Origin of the sequence: Azoarcus sp. CIB (assembly GCF_001190925.1) — a bacterium.
Taxonomy (GTDB): Bacteria; Pseudomonadota; Gammaproteobacteria; order Burkholderiales; family Rhodocyclaceae; genus Aromatoleum.
On the sequence record NZ_CP011072.1, the window covers coordinates 3900320 to 3914789 of the forward strand.

A 14470-nucleotide genomic window follows, 5' to 3' on the forward strand; every position below is an offset into this window, starting at 1 on the left:
TTTTACCACGCAGATGTGTTCACGGTATGGGGCCCGACCATTCGCCCCGCGCCAGAAACGCACAGGCTGCGCGAACGGTGAGCATTCCCGCAACGACGCAACGACGTCCCGAATTACCCTGTAGAAGCCCGTTAGGAGACTGCACATGGCAACGATTACTACCACCCTGACCCATGACCAGGTTGAAGACCTGGTCGGCGACATCAGCGCGACCACCGTCCAATCGGCCTCGACGACGGCGATCACCCTCGGCCTGACCTATCAGGGCGACGACCTGCCGCATGCGAGTACCCTCGTGATCACCGGCACCTTCCCGACGAGCGACCTCAGCAGCGGCACGATCGCCAGTCTGGACTTCCGCGATGCGGGCGGTGCCTCGCTCCTTCTGGTCGCCGACCTGTCGCTGTCGACGACTGATCTGAACGCAATGATTACCAACACCGAACTGTTCGAGGACTTCGTGGATCACATGGTCCCCGGCCTTGAATTCGACGATCACGGCGGCCAGCGCGACGACGACACTTACAACGGCACCGGCGGCGATGACACCGTCCACTACGACGACTCGGCGAAGAAAGTGACCGTTAACCTCACGAGCGGCAGTTCCCGCGGCCAGGGCAACGACACGCTTGTCGGCATCGAGAACATCGTCGGCTCGCGCGGCAGCGACAGCATCACCGGCAGTGACGACAACAACGAAATCGACGGCAACGACGGCAATGACAAGGTCTTCGGCCAGGCCGGCGACGACGACCTCCTTGGCGGCAAGGGCAACGACCAGCTCGATGGCGGCACCGGTGACGACGTCATCGAGGGCGACGACGGCAATGACAAGCTGTTCGGCCGCGAAGGCTTTGACGACCTGATCGGCGGCAAGGGCAACGACCACCTCGACGGCGGCGCCGATGACGACTTCCTCGACGGCGGCGACGGCAACGACAAGCTGACCGGCGGCGACGGCAACGACGAGATCCTCGGCGGCAGCGGCAACGACAACATCATCGCCGGCAGCGGCCTTAACGTGATCTCGGCCGACAGCGGCAACGACAAGATCACCGCCGGTGACGACGCCGACATCATCGACGGCGGCGACGGCAACGACGTTATCATGTCCGGCGGCGGAGATGACGAGATCCAAGGCGGCTCCGGCAAGGACAACATCAAGGCCGGCGCGGGCGATGACCTGATCGACGGCGGCGCCGATGCCGACAACATGGCCGGCGGCGCGGGCAACGACACCTACGTGGTCGATAACGCCAAGGACAAGATCGTCGAGAAGGCCGGCGAAGGTTCCGACACGGTCGTATCCTCGTCCGACTTCACCCTCGCCAAGCTGGTCAACGTCGAGAACATCACACTAACGGGTTCGGCGGACAGCGACGCCACGGGCAACGCCGGCGCCAACGTGCTGAACGGTAACGCCGGCTCCAACGTCCTGACCGGCGGCGCCGGCGCAGACGTCTTCGTGTTCGACGACCTCACCGGCACCGACACGATCACCGACTTCGTCCACGGCACCGACGAGATCTGGATCGACAACAGCGTGTTCACCGCGCTGACGACCGATGGCGCACTCGCGACCGGCAACTTCGTCAGCGGCGCAGGTGCCGTCGCCCTCGACGGCGACGACTTCCTCGTCTTCGACAGCGCCAACGGCGCGCTGTACTACGACGCGGACGGCAACGGCGCTGGCGCAGCGGTGCAAATCGCCAACGTGAACGTTGGTTCGGGCCTCGCCTTCGACGACGTCACCGTCATCTAAGTCGCATCAGGCTCACCCCGGGGCAAGCCCTCCCGCCGCATCCGGCGGGGCGCTTGCCCCGTTTCCGTTCACGCCGGCACCGTCCTCAGGCCCCGCGCCCCTCGGCCGCAGTCTTCGCCGCTGCCGCGCCACGGCGCAGCGACAGCACGATCGCGCCGCCGATGATCGCCGCCACGACGGCGAGCGACACCGTCGCCGGGATCTTGATCACATCGATGAGCAGCATCTTCGTGCCGATGAACACCAGCACCAGCGCCAGGCCGTACTTCAGCAGCGAGAAGCGGTCGGCCATGCCCGCAAGCAGGAAGTACATCGCCCGCAGGCCCAGGATCGCGAACACGTTGGACGTCAGCACGATGAAGGGGTCGGTCGTGATCGCGAAGATCGCGGGGATCGAATCGACCGCGAAGATCACGTCGGAGACCTCCACCAGCACCAGCGCGAGGAACAGCGGCGTCGCGTAGCGCACGAGGCGCCCGCCTTCATGGCGCATGACGAAGAAGCGTTCGCCCTCGAGATGCTCGGTGATGCGCATGTGCCCGCGCAACCAGCGGATCAGCGGGTTGTTCGCGAGGTCCGGCTGCGCCTCCGCGAACCACCACATCTTCACGCCGGTAAACAGCAGGAAGGCGCCGAAGACGTACAGGATCCAGTGGAACTTCGCGATCAGCCACACGCCGGCGAAGATCATCACCGTGCGCAGCACGATCGCCCCGATCACGCCGTAGGCCAGCACGCGCTTCTGCAGCTCCAGCGGCACGGCGAAGAAGCCGAACAGCATCAGCCACACGAACACGTTGTCGACGGCGAGCGATTTCTCGATCAGGTAGCCGGTGAGGAACTCCAGCGTCTTCTGGTTCGCCACCTCACGCCCGAGCGAACCGTCGAGATAGCCCCACAAACCGGCCGCAAACGCGAGTGAAACGGCCACCCAGACTGCCGACCACGTCCCTGCCTCGCGAAATCCCACCCGATGCTGCCGGCCGCCGCCGACGACGAACAGGTCCACCGCGAGCATCGCCAACACGATGCCGAAGAAGCCCGCCCACATCCACCATGTACCAATCGTTTCCATGAGGTTCCCTCCTAGTCGGATCCACCAGTCCGTCCTGCCGCGCCGCAGGCGCACAAAACAGAACGGCCCTTTGTCCAGCGAGGACGAAGGGCCGTGGATCTGACAAGGGGACCTCCGCCATCGCGGCAAAGGTCTTGCTCGCAGCCGTCAGGAACCGACTGCCCGGGCGCCGGGCAACCCCCGCACGGGGACTGCCGAATTGACGACGCCGCGGCGGAGAGCTACTCCCCCTTGGGACGTAGGAAAAATAGAACGTCCGGAGCCATCAGTCAAGGGGCGCCGCCAGCGCTCCGCCGACGGGAAGCTCCAGCTCGACGGCGAGGCCCGGATCGACATTGCGCACGGACACGCGCCCGCCGTGGGCTTCGACGATTCCCCGCACCAGCGCCAACCCGACGCCGGCCCCGTCGGCCGCGCTGCGGCTCTCGTCGAGGCGGAAGAAGCGCTCGAACAGCCGCGGCAGCGCGGCGTCGGGAACACCCGCGCCGTGGTCGCGCACGCTCAGCACGACGCTGCGCTCACCGGCCGCAAGATCCAGCGCGATACTCCCCGCCCCATGCTTGAGCGCATTCTCGATCAGATTCTGCAGCACCTGGAACAGCAGGTCGGGGTCGCCGCGCACGGTCGCCGGTGCCAGCGTGCCGACGAGCGCCCTGCCCTCGGCCGCGGCGAGCGGTTCGTAGAGTTCGATGGCATCGGCGGCGAGGGCGGCGAGATCCACCGGCCGCCACTTCGGCCCGAGCGCGCCGGCCTCGATGCGTGCCAGGCTCAGCAGCGCCGCGAAGGTGCGCAACAGGGCATCCGTCTGCGCCCCCAGCCCCTCGAGCCGCTCACCCAGGACCCGGTCCGCGGCAGCGGCCACGCGCGCCTCGTCAATCGCCCGTCGCAGTGCGATCAGGGGCCGGCGCATGTCGTGCGCGATCGCGCTGGAGACGTGCCGCGACGCGTCGACAAGCCGCTCGATCTCGTCGAAGGCGCGATTGAAGCGCCGCGCCAGCGCGTCCAGCTCGTCATTGCGCGCACTGAGGCTCAGACGCTGCGCGAGGTGGCCTTCCTGGATGCGGGCCGCCTCGCGCGCCAGCGTCTCGAGCCGGCGATGCAGGTGCTGCATGAAGAACCAGCCGATCGCAGCCGCGACGACGATGATCAGCACCGCGGATCCCCACAGGCGGGTGGTCATGTGCTCCTGGTAGGACTCCAGCGGCGAGTGGCGCCCGACCAGCAGGCGGTCGCCGCCGAACAGTACGAACACCTGCCCTTCCAGCGTACTGCCGTCGGCCGCGCCGACGTGGAACCACGCCTCGTCCACCACCGGCACGCCGTCGGGCCAGCCGGCCAGGTTGCCGACCACCACCCGCCCGTCGCGCTCGGTCAGCAGATACACGGCGTCGCGGTCCGCCGCGGCATCGACGCGGCGCTGCAGGGCGTCGCGCAGTCCCGCCAATCCGCGCTCGTGGAAGTGCTCATCCAGACCGTTGATCTCGAGCGCGATCGCCGCGCGCACTTCGTTGCGGATATGCCCTTCGGCCTCGCGGAAGAGCGGGTAGAACAGCGCCCCGACGATCAGCGCGATCGCAGTCGGCAGGGCGATGGCGAAGCGGTGGAACGGGCTGCCGAACCAGGCGCGCAGTCCGCCCGGCCGGGCCTCATGCGACATCGGCACTCAGGCGATAGCCGGCGCCACGCACCGTATGGATCAGCGGCGGCAGGCCCGGCAGGTCGATCTTCGCGCGCAGGTTGGAGATATGCACGTCGATGACATTGGTCTGGGGGTCGAAATGGTAGTTCCACACCGCCTCGAGCAGCATCGCGCGCGTCACGACCTGCTCCGAGTGGCGCAGCAGGAATTCCAGCAACTGGAACTCCTTCGGCTTGAGGTCGATCTTCCGTCCGCCGCGTGCGACGCTGCGGCGCAGGAGATCCATCTCCAGGTCGGCGACGGCGAGCCGCGTGTTCGGCGCCCCTTCCCGGGACACCGCCCCCCTGCGCGCCAGCGCCTCCAGGCGCGCGACGAGCTCGATCAGCGAAAACGGCTTCACGAGGTAGTCGTCGCCGCCCGCGCGCAGGCCGGCAACCCGGTCATCGACTTCACCCAGCGCGCTGAGGATCACGACCGGCGTCGCGACATTCGACGCGCGCAACGTGCGCAGCACCGTGAGGCCGTCCACGCGCGGCAACATGCGGTCGAGGACGAGGACATCGTAGCTTTCGGTGGTGGCGAGAAACAGCCCGTCGCGCCCGTCGGCGGCGACATCGACGATGTGCCCCGCTTCCTGCAGCCCCTTGCGGATGTAAGCGGCCTGCTGCGGATCGTCTTCGACGAGGAGTATCTTCATTGGCTTCTGCGCGGTCCGGCGTCGTGGATCAGGCGGACGACCACGCCACCGTCCGGGGTGATCGCACGCGCGCGCAGTTTATTCCGGTCGGCGCGCAACAGGCTATCGATCGCGCACTCGGCCGCAGGGAAAACCATCCAGTCAGGGGCACCTGCCTGAAGCACGAGCGCCCCCAGCAGGGCAAGCCTCGACGAGGCAGCCGTAAGGCGCTCATGATCCGGACGGCGGCATTCACTGCCGCCGGACCATCTCGCGGATGATCGCAGAAAACTGCTCGGCGGTTTCGTGCCGCACGAAGGACGGGCCCAGCAGCGGCGGCAGCCAGAAATCCGGCTGCACTTCGGCGTGGTAGCGCAGCAGCGTGCCGCCCGGTTCGGCCTCGAGCCGCATCAGGCTCTCCATGCGTTTCACGTTGCCGCCGACCCCCTGCGCGCGGATTTCTTTCGGCGGGGAGACGCGGATTTCGCGCACCGATTCGAAATTCGTCCAGAACACGCCGTAGCGCGCGACTCCGGTCTGGTGCACGCGCATGAAGGAATCACCGCGCTCGGTCACCCGGCTCGTCCGCAGGTTCGGCACGAAACTCGCCATATGGTCGAAGTCGGTCAGGACTTCCCACGCCAGCGCCGGGCTGACTGGCGCGTGGGCGAGCATATCGACGGTGAAGCCGCCCGCATTGCGTTCGACCCGCACGTCCTTGTCCGCGACCGCCGCCGCGTCGTCGACCGCCGGCGCACACGGCACCCAGGACAAGATCAGCACGAGCGGCAGCGAGCGACGGAAGAGACGGAACATGGCGGACGTCCGGTTGGAAGGTGGGCTGCCCATGACGCCGGGCATGGGGAAACACCGGCAAGCGTAGCGCAGTGCCTCGATGTGCGGCAGTACGATGGCTTAGAATATTCCAAACGCACCCGCCGCCCCCAATTGCGACCATGAGACTGCTGCTGATCGAAGACGACCCGATGATCGGTGCCGGCGTGCAGCAGGCGCTGCGCCAGGACGGCTATGCCGTCGACTGGGTGCGCGACGGCGTCGCCGGCGAACTCGCGGCACGCGACAACCCCTACGAGCTGCTGCTGCTCGACATCGGCCTGCCGCGCCGTGACGGCATCGAGCTGCTGCAGCGCCTGCGCACGGCCGGCCATGCGATGCCGGTGCTCGTGCTCACGGCGCGCGATGCCGTCGCCGACCGCATCCGCGGGCTGGATGCCGGCGCGGACGACTACCTCGTCAAGCCCTTCGACCTCGACGAACTCTCGGCGCGCGTGCGGGCGCTGCTGCGCCGCCAGCGCGGCCAGGCGAATCCGGTGCTGACGCTGGGCACGCTGCAGGTCGATCCCGCAAGTCACGCGGTGACGCTCGCGGGCGAGCCGGTGCGGCTCTCGGCGCGCGAATTCGCGCTGCTGTCGGCGCTGCTGGAACACCCCGGCCGGCCGCTGTCGCGCAGCCAGATCGAGGAGCGCGTCTACGGCTGGGACGAAGAGGTCGACAGCAACGCCGTCGAGGTGCATATCCACTCGCTGCGGCGCAAGCTCGGCGCGGACTGGATCCGCAACCTGCGCGGCGTCGGCTATTACGTGCCGGAGCGGCCATGAACTCGCTGCGCCGCACGCTGCTGTTCTCGCTGCTCGGTGCGTTGGTGCTGGTGTTCGCGATCGGCGGCATCGCGACCTACCGCATGGCGCACAACGAGATCGACGCGCTGATGGACTACAACCTGCGCCAGTTCGCGCTCTCGCTGCGCGACCGGCGCCTTGCCGGGCCGAACGTCGGCCCCCTCGCGCCGCCCGAGGAGTCCCTGGATCTGGTGATCCAGATCTGGGACGACACCGGCGTGCGCCTCTACCTCTCGCACCCGCACACGGCCCTGCCCGCCCGCGCGCAGCTCGGCTATACGACCGTCACGACGGCGGAGGGCGACTGGCGCGTGTATTCCATTCCGCTGCTCGACCACGTGATCCAGATCGCCCAGCCGATGGCCGTGCGCAGCCGTCTCGCAGCCCATGCGGCACTGCGCACGCTGATCCCGCTGGTGGCGCTGATGCCGCTGCTGGGCGCGTTGATCTGGTATCTGGTCGGCCGCGGCCTGCGCCCCCTGGAACGGCTGGCTCGGGAGGTCGCCACGCGCCGCGCCGATTCGCTCGACCCCCTGCCGCTCAAAGGCATTCCCGACGAGGCGCAGCCGCTGGTGCGGGCGCTGAACGAACTGCTCGAACAGCTACGGCACGCGATCAGCGCGCAACGCGCCTTCGTCGCCGACGCCGCGCACGAGCTGCGCACGCCGCTGGCGGCGCTGCAGATACAACTGCAGCTGTGCGAACGGGCCCGCGATGAAACCACACGCGCCGAAGCGCTCGGGGAATTGCGCACGGGCCTGACACGCGCAGCACATCTCGTGCAGCAGCTGCTGACGCTGGCCCGCCAGGAGCCGGGAGAGGGCGCTGCGGAGACGCACGAGCGCGTCGCGCTCGCCGACATCGCGCGCAAGTCGCTCGCCGACCACACCGTCCAGGCACACGAGCGGGGCATCGATCTCGGCGCCGACCTGCTCGACGACGACCTCGCAGCGCAGGGCGACCCGGCTGCGCTGCGCACGCTGGCCGGCAACCTGATCGACAACGCGATCCGCTACACGCCCCGCGGCGGCCGCGTGGACGTGTCGGTCGGCAAAGGGGAAGGCCGGTGCTGGCTGCGCGTCGACGACAGCGGACCGGGCATCCCGCCCGAGGAACGCGAGCGCGTGCTGGACCGTTTCTACCGCCCGGCCGGCCAGCAGGAATCGGGCAGCGGCCTCGGGCTGGCGATCGTCGACAGCATCGCCCGGCGCCATGATGCGCGCGTCGTCCTGAACGCCTCGCCGCTCGGCGGCCTGCGCATCGCGGTGGGATTCCCGCCCGCGTGACGCACGGCAATTTAAGCGCTTTCTTAAGTTTGGTTTAAGTCAGGCGCCGGTAGAGTGCCAACATCGTCCCGCACCGTGCATGCGGGATGGGAGGAACCGGATCATGTCATTACAGGCGCTCAAGTTACCCGTCATTGCCGCGGCAATCGCCGCGACGGTGTGGGGCGGTTATGAAATCGGCCGCTCCGTCGACCCGTCCCCTGCCGCGACCACCCCCACGGTCGCGCGCAAGGCGGGCCAGCCGTACGCGGCGACGTCGCTGCCGGACTTCGGCAGCATCGTCGAATCCTACGGCCCCGCGATCGTGAACATAAGCGTCGAGGGCACCGTGAAGACCGCCGCGCGCGGGCGCACGCCCTTCGGCCAACTCGACCCGGACGACCCGTTTTCGGAGTTCTTCCGCCGCTTCGCGCCACGCGGGCAGGGCAAGCCGGGTGAGCAGATCACGCACGGCCAGGGCTCGGGCTTCATCGTCAGCACGGACGGCATCGTGCTCACCAACGCGCACGTCGTCGCCAATGCCGACAATGTCACCGTGAAGCTCACCGACAAGCGCGAGTTCATCGCCAAGGTGATCGGCATCGACAAGCCGACCGACATCGCGGTACTGCGCATCGACGCGCAGGACCTGCCGACCGTGCCGCTCGGCGACCCCACGGATATCCGCGTCGGCGACTGGGTGCTGGCAATCGGCTCGCCCTTCGGCTTCGAGAACAGCGTCACCGCCGGCATCGTGTCGGCGAAATCGCGCTCGCTGCCCGACGAAGGCTATGTGCCCTTCATCCAGACCGACGTCGCGATCAACCCCGGCAACTCGGGCGGACCGCTGCTCAACCTCAAGGGCGAAGTCGTCGGCATCAATTCGCAGATCTACAGCCAGTCCGGCGGCTATCAGGGGCTGTCCTTCGCGATTCCGATCAGCGTCGCGGCGCATGTGAAGGACCAGCTGCTCGCGCAGGGCAAGGTCACGCGCGGGCGTCTGGGCATCGCGATCCAGGATTTGAACCAGGGCCTGGCCGATTCGTTCGGGCTGTCCGTCGCGCGCGGCGCGCTGGTGAGCCATGTCGAGCCGGGGAGCCCCGCCGCAGCGGCCGGAATCGAGCCGGGTGACGTCGTGCTGAAATTCAACGGCGAGGCGATCGCTTCGTCGGCCGAGCTGCCGCCGCGCGTCGCCCTCATCACCCCCGGCAAGCCGGCGAAACTGGAGATCTGGCGCAAGCGCAAGGCGCAGGAGATCACCGTCATGGTGGGCGAGCAGCAGCCCGAGAAGGTGGCGGCCACGGAAACGCCGCCCGACGACGGCGGCCGGCTCGGCGTGTCGGTGCGCCCGCTGACGGCCGACGAACAGAAAGAGGTGGAAACGCGGGGCGGACTTCTGGTGCTAGACTCGTACGGACCGGCGGCCCGCGCCGGCATCGAGGAAGGCGACGTGATCCTCGCGGTGAACGGCAAGCATGTGAATCGCGTGGACGAGCTGCGCAAGCAGCTCACCGACGCCGGCAAGCACGTCGCGTTGCTGATCCAGCGCGGCGACGCGCGCATCTTCGTGCCGATCGAACTAGGCTGATCCGCCACGATTGCCGACTGTCGCCCTGCGTCAGTGCCCCGGGGGACGACAGGCTGTCAGCCTGAGGGGCACCGCATGGACGGCCGGGCAGGCGTCGCCCCCCCTGACACCTGCCCGGCCGAGTCCTGCTGCTCGCGAGCGGACGGTGCGGGCAGGCGCCGGCACGGCGCCCCTCTTGCCCCCTACCCTCCTCCCATCCGATTTCCCCCATGTTCTTCGCCCGCATCGAGGCCCTGCTCTATCGCATCCTGCGCTTCGCCGAGGCCGGACATCGCCTGCTGCTCGCCTGCGTCGCGCTGTCCTTCCTCGGCACGCTGACGGCGGCTTGGCCCGTGACCGCGGTGGTCGTTCCGGCAACGCTGATGGCGGCGGGGCGCTGGCGCGCGATCACTGGAGTGTCGGCGCTGGGCAGCGCGATCGGTGCAACCGTGCTGATGCTGGTCTTTCACCAACTCGGCTGGACGCAACTCTACGAACACTTCCCGGACCTTGCGACCGATCCGTCCTGGGCGCGGGTCGTCGACTGGGGGACGCGCTACGGCACCGCCGCGCTGTTCCTGATCGCCGCATCGCCGCTGCCGCAGACCCCGGCGCTGATGTTCTTCGGCGCAATGCGCCCGGATTACGCCGGCGTGTTCGCCGCAATGCTCGCCGGCAAACTGCTGAAGTACGGCGCCTTCGCGTGGGTTTCCAGCCATTTCCCGGAGCGCGTCGGCAAGTCGCTCGGCGCCCTGCTGCGGCGCGGCCGCAAACAGGGCACGGACAACGGCGACGTATAGCGCGCCTCAGGACTTCGCGCCCTGCTGCGGATCCTCGATCTCCTCCCAGCCGGTGATCATCGCCTTGAGATGGCTGCTCCAGGTGTGGCCGGTGGTGATCACATACACATGCACGACGAGGAAGGCGAGCATCAGGAAGGCGCCGATCGTGTGCACAAGCGCGACGACGCCCAGCTCCAGCCCGAAACCGACGGCGTTGATCTCGTTGTAATAGAGATACGCGAGCCCGCTCAGCCAGATCAGCGGGTTGATCATCAGCTTCACCCCGAGGTAGGCGAGGCGCTGCAGCGGGTTGTGCTTCCGCAGCTGCGTCAGGCGGAACGGATGCGCCGCATGCGTGAAGATGCCGCTCATGTAGTAGCGCAGCATCGCGACGAGGTTCTCGGTCGTCGGGATGTACTGCCGCCATTCGCCGGTCGTGAAGTGCCAGAAGATCGCGAACACCCACAGCGCGATCAGCGCCCACGCCGCGCTGGTGTGCAGTTCGCTGGCGTCGCCGTAGCCCAGCAGGGTGTAGGTGCCGTGGATCTCGAAGCCGGTGACCATCATCAGGATGATCAGCAGCGCCTGCGACCAGTGCCAGAAGCGTTCGAAGCGCTTGAAGATGTAGATGCGTTCCATGGTGATCTCTCCTTGGCTGCGTTCAGCCGTTGCGCCGCACGATGCGCAGCCCGCCATGCACCAGCGCGCCCAGCAGCGCGCCGCCTGCCATCAGCCAGCCGAAAAGGTCGATGAGGGGGTTGGCGTCACGCCCCGGGATGTACACGCCCCCGATATTCTCGAGGCGGCCGCCCTTCATGTGGCATTCGCCGCAGCGCACCGCGTTTTCCTTCGGCGCGACCATGTGCGTGATCGGCCACGACATCTCGGTTCGGACGAAGTCCACCTGGCCCGAGAACGCCGAGCCCGACACCTGCATGCCGGTCTTGATCGCCTTCTCCCAACCGAAGTTCTTCCAGTAGGCGGTGTCATCGTTGCCTGCGGTGTGCGGGGTGACCAGCGTGCGGTTCACCGGGTCGTAGGGCTGCACGCCGACGAACACCTTCATCGGCCAGATCAGGGACTTTCCATCCTCCGCGCTGCCGCCGAGGCGGTTGATGCGCGTCACGCCCTCGCTCTTGTCGACCTTGTCGCCCAGCAGTGTGTAGGTGACCTCGCCGTTGAACCAGCGGTATTCGGGCACGACGTTCTCGCCGAGCACGAAGTCGCCCTTCTTCGAGTCGTAGATCACCCGCCCCGCCTCATCCTTCTTCAGCATCGGCTTGCCGTCGGGCCCCATCTGTCCCGCGGTCGACCAGTCCCAGCTCATCTTGGTCGCGACGCCGCCGCGCGCGATCTGCGGGATGTGGCAGGTCTGGCATGCGACAACGTCGGTATGGTCGTTGAGCTTCGCCGCATGCCCGCCACCCTTGTGCGGCGCCTGGCCGTGACACGCGGGACAGGTCGCCGGCAGCGAGTCGTCCTGCCGGCCCGGGATGTGCGCACCTTCGGTGTCGCGCGCGACCGGCGTGTAGCGGCTGCCCGGAACGTCGTGGCTCGACGTGCGGTGGCAGGTGCCGCAGGTGAAGTCGAGGCCCGTGGCGTCCATGTGCACATCCAGCTCCCGGTCGGGTGCCGCCAGCGACGAGTCCATGTCACCGTGCTTGACGCCGTCGCCGCCGCCGCCGAAGAAGTGGCACGCGCCGCAGGTGTCGCGGCTGGTCCGGCCGACCTTCTGCGCGACCTTGGTCAGGTCCACCGCCTTCGCGAACTTGCCCGATCCCGGCGGGATCTCGGTGTCCTGGTAGGGCGGATGGCCGGCAAGGCCCGGCAGCTTGCGGTAGCTGCCGGTGGTGTCGTGGCACACCAGGCAATCGACGTTCTCCTCGGCCGTGAAGTCGAAGTTCGCGTCCTTCCAGCCGTAGCCGACGTGGCAGCTCGTGCAGAAGGGGTAGTTCGACGGCACCGAGATGCAGAAGTTGTTGATGACGTTCTTCTTGCCAAGCTTCTGGTCGGTGGCGGGATTGAGGAATTCCCAGCTCCAGTGCTTGGTGCTGTGCACCTGCTTGGCGGCTTCAGTGTGGCAGATCAAGCAGGCCTTGGTGACCTCGGGGCCAGACGCGAAGCTCTGCTGCAGCTCCTTGAACTTGCCGTGATCGGCGGTGCTGGCCTTCCCCGCGGCGAGCGCCCCGCTCCCCGCGAGCGCAGCGCCGGCGAGCGCGACGGCGAGCACCAGGCCCCGCCACGGCGGGACGCGACGGATGGATCGATTCGTTGTCATGGCTGCTCCCCGCGGCTCAGTTCTTCTCGACGATCGTGTAACTGCCGTCGCGCGCCCACTTGATGTCGGCGTTGAGGAAGAAGGTCTTCAGCGCCGGCTTGTACAGCTGCACCATGTCGTGCGCCTCGCCGCTGCGCCCGCCGGCGCCGCAGAAGAACACGATCGGCTTGTCGGCCGGCAGCTCCTCGATGCGCTTCTCGAGCGCATTCACCGGGACGTTGATCGCGCCCTTGAAGGTGCCCGCGGCGAACTCGTTCGGCTCGCGCACGTCGACCAGATGGACCGTGGCGGGCGCCTCCTTGTAGATCTTCTCGAAGGACGCGACCGTGATCGTGCCGCTCTCCTTGCCCGCCTGGATGGCCGGCTTCGCCGCCGCGCCTGCCGCGGTCGGCCCGGCGCCGTACAGGCGCTCCCATTCGGGATAGCCTTCGGGCACCACCTTCACCTGCGTGTAGCCGAGCTTCACCGCCTTCGCTGCCGAATCCGAACTCAGCTTGCAGGTGAGGCCCTCGCAGTAGAAGTACAGCGGGCTCGCCTTGTCGGCCGGCAGGCGGTCGACGAGCTTGTCGAACTGCGAGTCAGGCAGGCTGATCGCACCGGGGATGTGACCCTTGTCGTACTTGCGCTCCTTCGGGCGCGAGTCGATCAGCGTCAGCGGTGCGCCTTCGTCCATCAGCTTCTTCAGCTGGGGCACCGAGATCGCCGCCATGTGGCCGGCATTGACCCAGTCCGGGAAGCCCGCCGCATACACGCGGATGTTCGTGTAGCCGAGCTTCTCCGCGCGGAAGGCCGAGTTGTGGCTCAACATGCATTCCAGCCCGTCGCAGTAGAAGATCAGCAGCGTGGCCTTGTCCTGCGGCAGCTTGTCGACGAGCTTGTCGAACTGGCTGTCGGGGATGCTGAGCGCGGTCGGGATGTGGCCCGGATCGTATTTGCGCGCGGTCGGACGCGAGTCGATGATCTGCACCCCTTCCGGCTTGGGCAGCACGGCATGGCGGGCGACGAACTCGGCATCGACGAGCTGGCCGTACCAGCCGGCCTTCGCCTCCGCGGCGGCCGGGGCATCCGCGGCGATCGCCACGCCGCTCGGGAACGGGGTCGGGGCGGCGCCAAGCGCCGCAAGCAGGGCCGCGAGGGCCAAGGTGCGTTGGAGTTTCATGATGGCTCCCTGAACGATGGCGGGCGCCTCCCGCGGCACGCGCGGGCGGACGTCCGAAGATGCGTTAAAGCGGGTGGTCAGCTGCAGCTGGCCGGGGCGTCGCCGTCCTTGGCGCCCTTGATGACGAAGGCCTTGACGTCCTCGAGCAGCTCGGCGTCGGGCACGTCGGCGAACTTGTCGGCCGCCTTGTTCTGCGAGCGGATGCTGGCGCGGTAGTCCTTGCCGACGTACTTCTTGAGCGAGTCCTTGCCGGCGGCGTGCTTGTCGGCCTTGAGGTAGCTCTCCCACTGCGCCATCGTCATGGTGCTGGGGGCGATGGAGCCGCCGGTCTGGGCGGCGTGGCAGGCCGTGCACACGCTGCGGTAGTAGATGCGGCCGCGCTTCCAGTCGGCGTCGTAGGCGGCGGCGCCGAAACTCGCGCCGATGAGGCCTGCCGCGAGGGCCGTGAGCAATAGTTGACGGGTTTTCATGACATGACACTCCGGTTTGCGGAAACTGTCTTCGCCTGCCCGTCGGCCCGCTTCCAGGTCGCAGCCCGGGGAACCCAAGGGCATACGAAATCTGGAATGATTCTATCAGCATTAAATTCGCATTTAATGATTCTCTTATTTAACTGTGACCCAGATC

13 protein-coding genes are annotated in these 14470 nt (G+C 67.7%); 5 read left to right on the top strand and 8 right to left on the bottom strand.

Annotated features, from left to right (window positions below; all coding sequences use genetic code 11):
• Nucleotides 1-145: 145 nt before the first annotated feature.
• A complete protein-coding gene (locus AzCIB_RS17410) occupies nt 146-1762 on the top strand; it encodes a calcium-binding protein (protein ID WP_050417041.1) in 1617 nt (538 codons plus the stop codon).
• 85 nt (nt 1763-1847) lie between these two features.
• On the opposite strand, the gene AzCIB_RS17415 is transcribed toward AzCIB_RS17410, so the two are convergent.
• From AzCIB_RS17415 to AzCIB_RS17430, 4 genes are all read right to left on the bottom strand, one after another.
• Complete coding sequence (locus AzCIB_RS17415) at nt 1848-2837, bottom strand: TerC family protein (RefSeq protein WP_050417043.1); 990 nt, start codon at nt 2835-2837, stop codon at nt 1848-1850.
• 265 nt (nt 2838-3102) lie between these two features.
• Nucleotides 3103-4494 (bottom strand): sensor histidine kinase, encoded by a 1392-nt coding sequence (locus tag AzCIB_RS17420; RefSeq protein WP_050417044.1) that lies wholly within the window; start codon nt 4492-4494, stop codon nt 3103-3105.
• Nucleotides 4484-5173, bottom strand: a complete 690-nt coding sequence (locus tag AzCIB_RS17425) for a winged helix-turn-helix domain-containing protein (RefSeq protein ID WP_050417045.1) — start codon at nt 5171-5173, stop codon at nt 4484-4486. Before AzCIB_RS17425 ends, AzCIB_RS17420 begins: the two co-directional genes overlap by 11 nt.
• 231 nt (nt 5174-5404) lie before the next feature.
• The gene (locus tag AzCIB_RS17430; protein WP_050417046.1) at nt 5405-5968 is read right to left on the bottom strand and encodes an SRPBCC family protein; all 564 of its coding nucleotides are present in this window, start codon (nt 5966-5968) and stop codon (nt 5405-5407) included.
• Nucleotides 5969-6108: 140 nt separating this feature from the next.
• On the opposite strand from AzCIB_RS17430, the gene AzCIB_RS17435 reads away from it, so the two are divergent.
• The 4 genes from AzCIB_RS17435 to AzCIB_RS17450 all read left to right on the top strand — a co-directional run bounded on the left by AzCIB_RS17435 (nt 6109) and on the right by AzCIB_RS17450 (nt 10424).
• Nucleotides 6109-6771 carry a response regulator gene (locus AzCIB_RS17435; protein ID WP_050417047.1) on the top strand — a complete coding sequence of 221 codons (663 nt, stop codon included), beginning with the start codon at nt 6109-6111 and terminating at the stop codon, nt 6769-6771.
• On the top strand, nt 6768-8078 hold the full coding sequence (locus AzCIB_RS17440) for an ATP-binding protein (protein WP_050417048.1): 1311 nt from the start codon (nt 6768-6770) through the stop codon (nt 8076-8078). Before AzCIB_RS17435 ends, AzCIB_RS17440 begins: the two co-directional genes overlap by 4 nt.
• Nucleotides 8079-8181: 103 nt before the next feature.
• On the top strand, nt 8182-9645 hold the full coding sequence (locus AzCIB_RS17445; protein WP_050417049.1) for a DegQ family serine endoprotease: 1464 nt from the start codon (nt 8182-8184) through the stop codon (nt 9643-9645).
• A gap of 209 nt (nt 9646-9854) precedes the next feature.
• Nucleotides 9855-10424: a hypothetical protein gene (locus AzCIB_RS17450; protein WP_050417050.1), complete on the top strand. Its 570-nt coding sequence runs from the start codon at nt 9855-9857 to the stop codon at nt 10422-10424.
• A 6-nt stretch (nt 10425-10430) separates the two neighbouring features.
• On the opposite strand, the gene AzCIB_RS17455 is transcribed toward AzCIB_RS17450, so the two are convergent.
• The 4 genes from AzCIB_RS17455 to AzCIB_RS17470 all read right to left on the bottom strand — a co-directional run bounded on the left by AzCIB_RS17455 (nt 10431) and on the right by AzCIB_RS17470 (nt 14313).
• Nucleotides 10431-11045, bottom strand: a complete 615-nt coding sequence (locus tag AzCIB_RS17455; protein WP_050417051.1) for a cytochrome b/b6 domain-containing protein — start codon at nt 11043-11045, stop codon at nt 10431-10433.
• 22 nt (nt 11046-11067) lie between these two features.
• Entirely contained in the window at nt 11068-12684 is a 1617-nt protein-coding gene (locus AzCIB_RS17460; protein ID WP_050417052.1) for a tetrathionate reductase family octaheme c-type cytochrome, read from the bottom strand.
• A 16-nt stretch (nt 12685-12700) separates the two neighbouring features.
• Entirely contained in the window at nt 12701-13843 is a 1143-nt protein-coding gene (locus tag AzCIB_RS17465) for a rhodanese-like domain-containing protein (RefSeq protein ID WP_050417053.1), read from the bottom strand.
• A 77-nt stretch (nt 13844-13920) separates the two neighbouring features.
• Complete coding sequence (locus AzCIB_RS17470) at nt 13921-14313, bottom strand: hypothetical protein (RefSeq protein ID WP_050417054.1); 393 nt, start codon at nt 14311-14313, stop codon at nt 13921-13923.
• Nucleotides 14314-14470 lie beyond the last annotated feature (157 nt).

What these genes read in the sequence shown, in the direction of transcription:
- AzCIB_RS17410 (WP_050417041.1), top strand. Translation starts at nt 146, where the DNA reads ATGGCAACGATTACTACCACCCTGACCCATGACCAGGTTGAAGACCTG.
- AzCIB_RS17415 (WP_050417043.1), bottom strand. Translation starts at nt 2,837, where the DNA reads ATGGAAACGATTGGTACATGGTGGATGTGGGCGGGCTTCTTCGGCATC.
- AzCIB_RS17420 (WP_050417044.1), bottom strand. Translation starts at nt 4,494, where the DNA reads ATGTCGCATGAGGCCCGGCCGGGCGGACTGCGCGCCTGGTTCGGCAGC.
- AzCIB_RS17425 (WP_050417045.1), bottom strand. Translation starts at nt 5,173, where the DNA reads ATGAAGATACTCCTCGTCGAAGACGATCCGCAGCAGGCCGCTTACATC.
- AzCIB_RS17430 (WP_050417046.1), bottom strand. Translation starts at nt 5,968, where the DNA reads ATGTTCCGTCTCTTCCGTCGCTCGCTGCCGCTCGTGCTGATCTTGTCC.
- AzCIB_RS17435 (WP_050417047.1), top strand. Translation starts at nt 6,109, where the DNA reads ATGAGACTGCTGCTGATCGAAGACGACCCGATGATCGGTGCCGGCGTG.
- AzCIB_RS17440 (WP_050417048.1), top strand. Translation starts at nt 6,768, where the DNA reads ATGAACTCGCTGCGCCGCACGCTGCTGTTCTCGCTGCTCGGTGCGTTG.
- AzCIB_RS17445 (WP_050417049.1), top strand. Translation starts at nt 8,182, where the DNA reads ATGTCATTACAGGCGCTCAAGTTACCCGTCATTGCCGCGGCAATCGCC.
- AzCIB_RS17450 (WP_050417050.1), top strand. Translation starts at nt 9,855, where the DNA reads ATGTTCTTCGCCCGCATCGAGGCCCTGCTCTATCGCATCCTGCGCTTC.
- AzCIB_RS17455 (WP_050417051.1), bottom strand. Translation starts at nt 11,045, where the DNA reads ATGGAACGCATCTACATCTTCAAGCGCTTCGAACGCTTCTGGCACTGG.
- AzCIB_RS17460 (WP_050417052.1), bottom strand. Translation starts at nt 12,684, where the DNA reads ATGACAACGAATCGATCCATCCGTCGCGTCCCGCCGTGGCGGGGCCTG.
- AzCIB_RS17465 (WP_050417053.1), bottom strand. Translation starts at nt 13,843, where the DNA reads ATGAAACTCCAACGCACCTTGGCCCTCGCGGCCCTGCTTGCGGCGCTT.
- AzCIB_RS17470 (WP_050417054.1), bottom strand. Translation starts at nt 14,313, where the DNA reads ATGAAAACCCGTCAACTATTGCTCACGGCCCTCGCGGCAGGCCTCATC.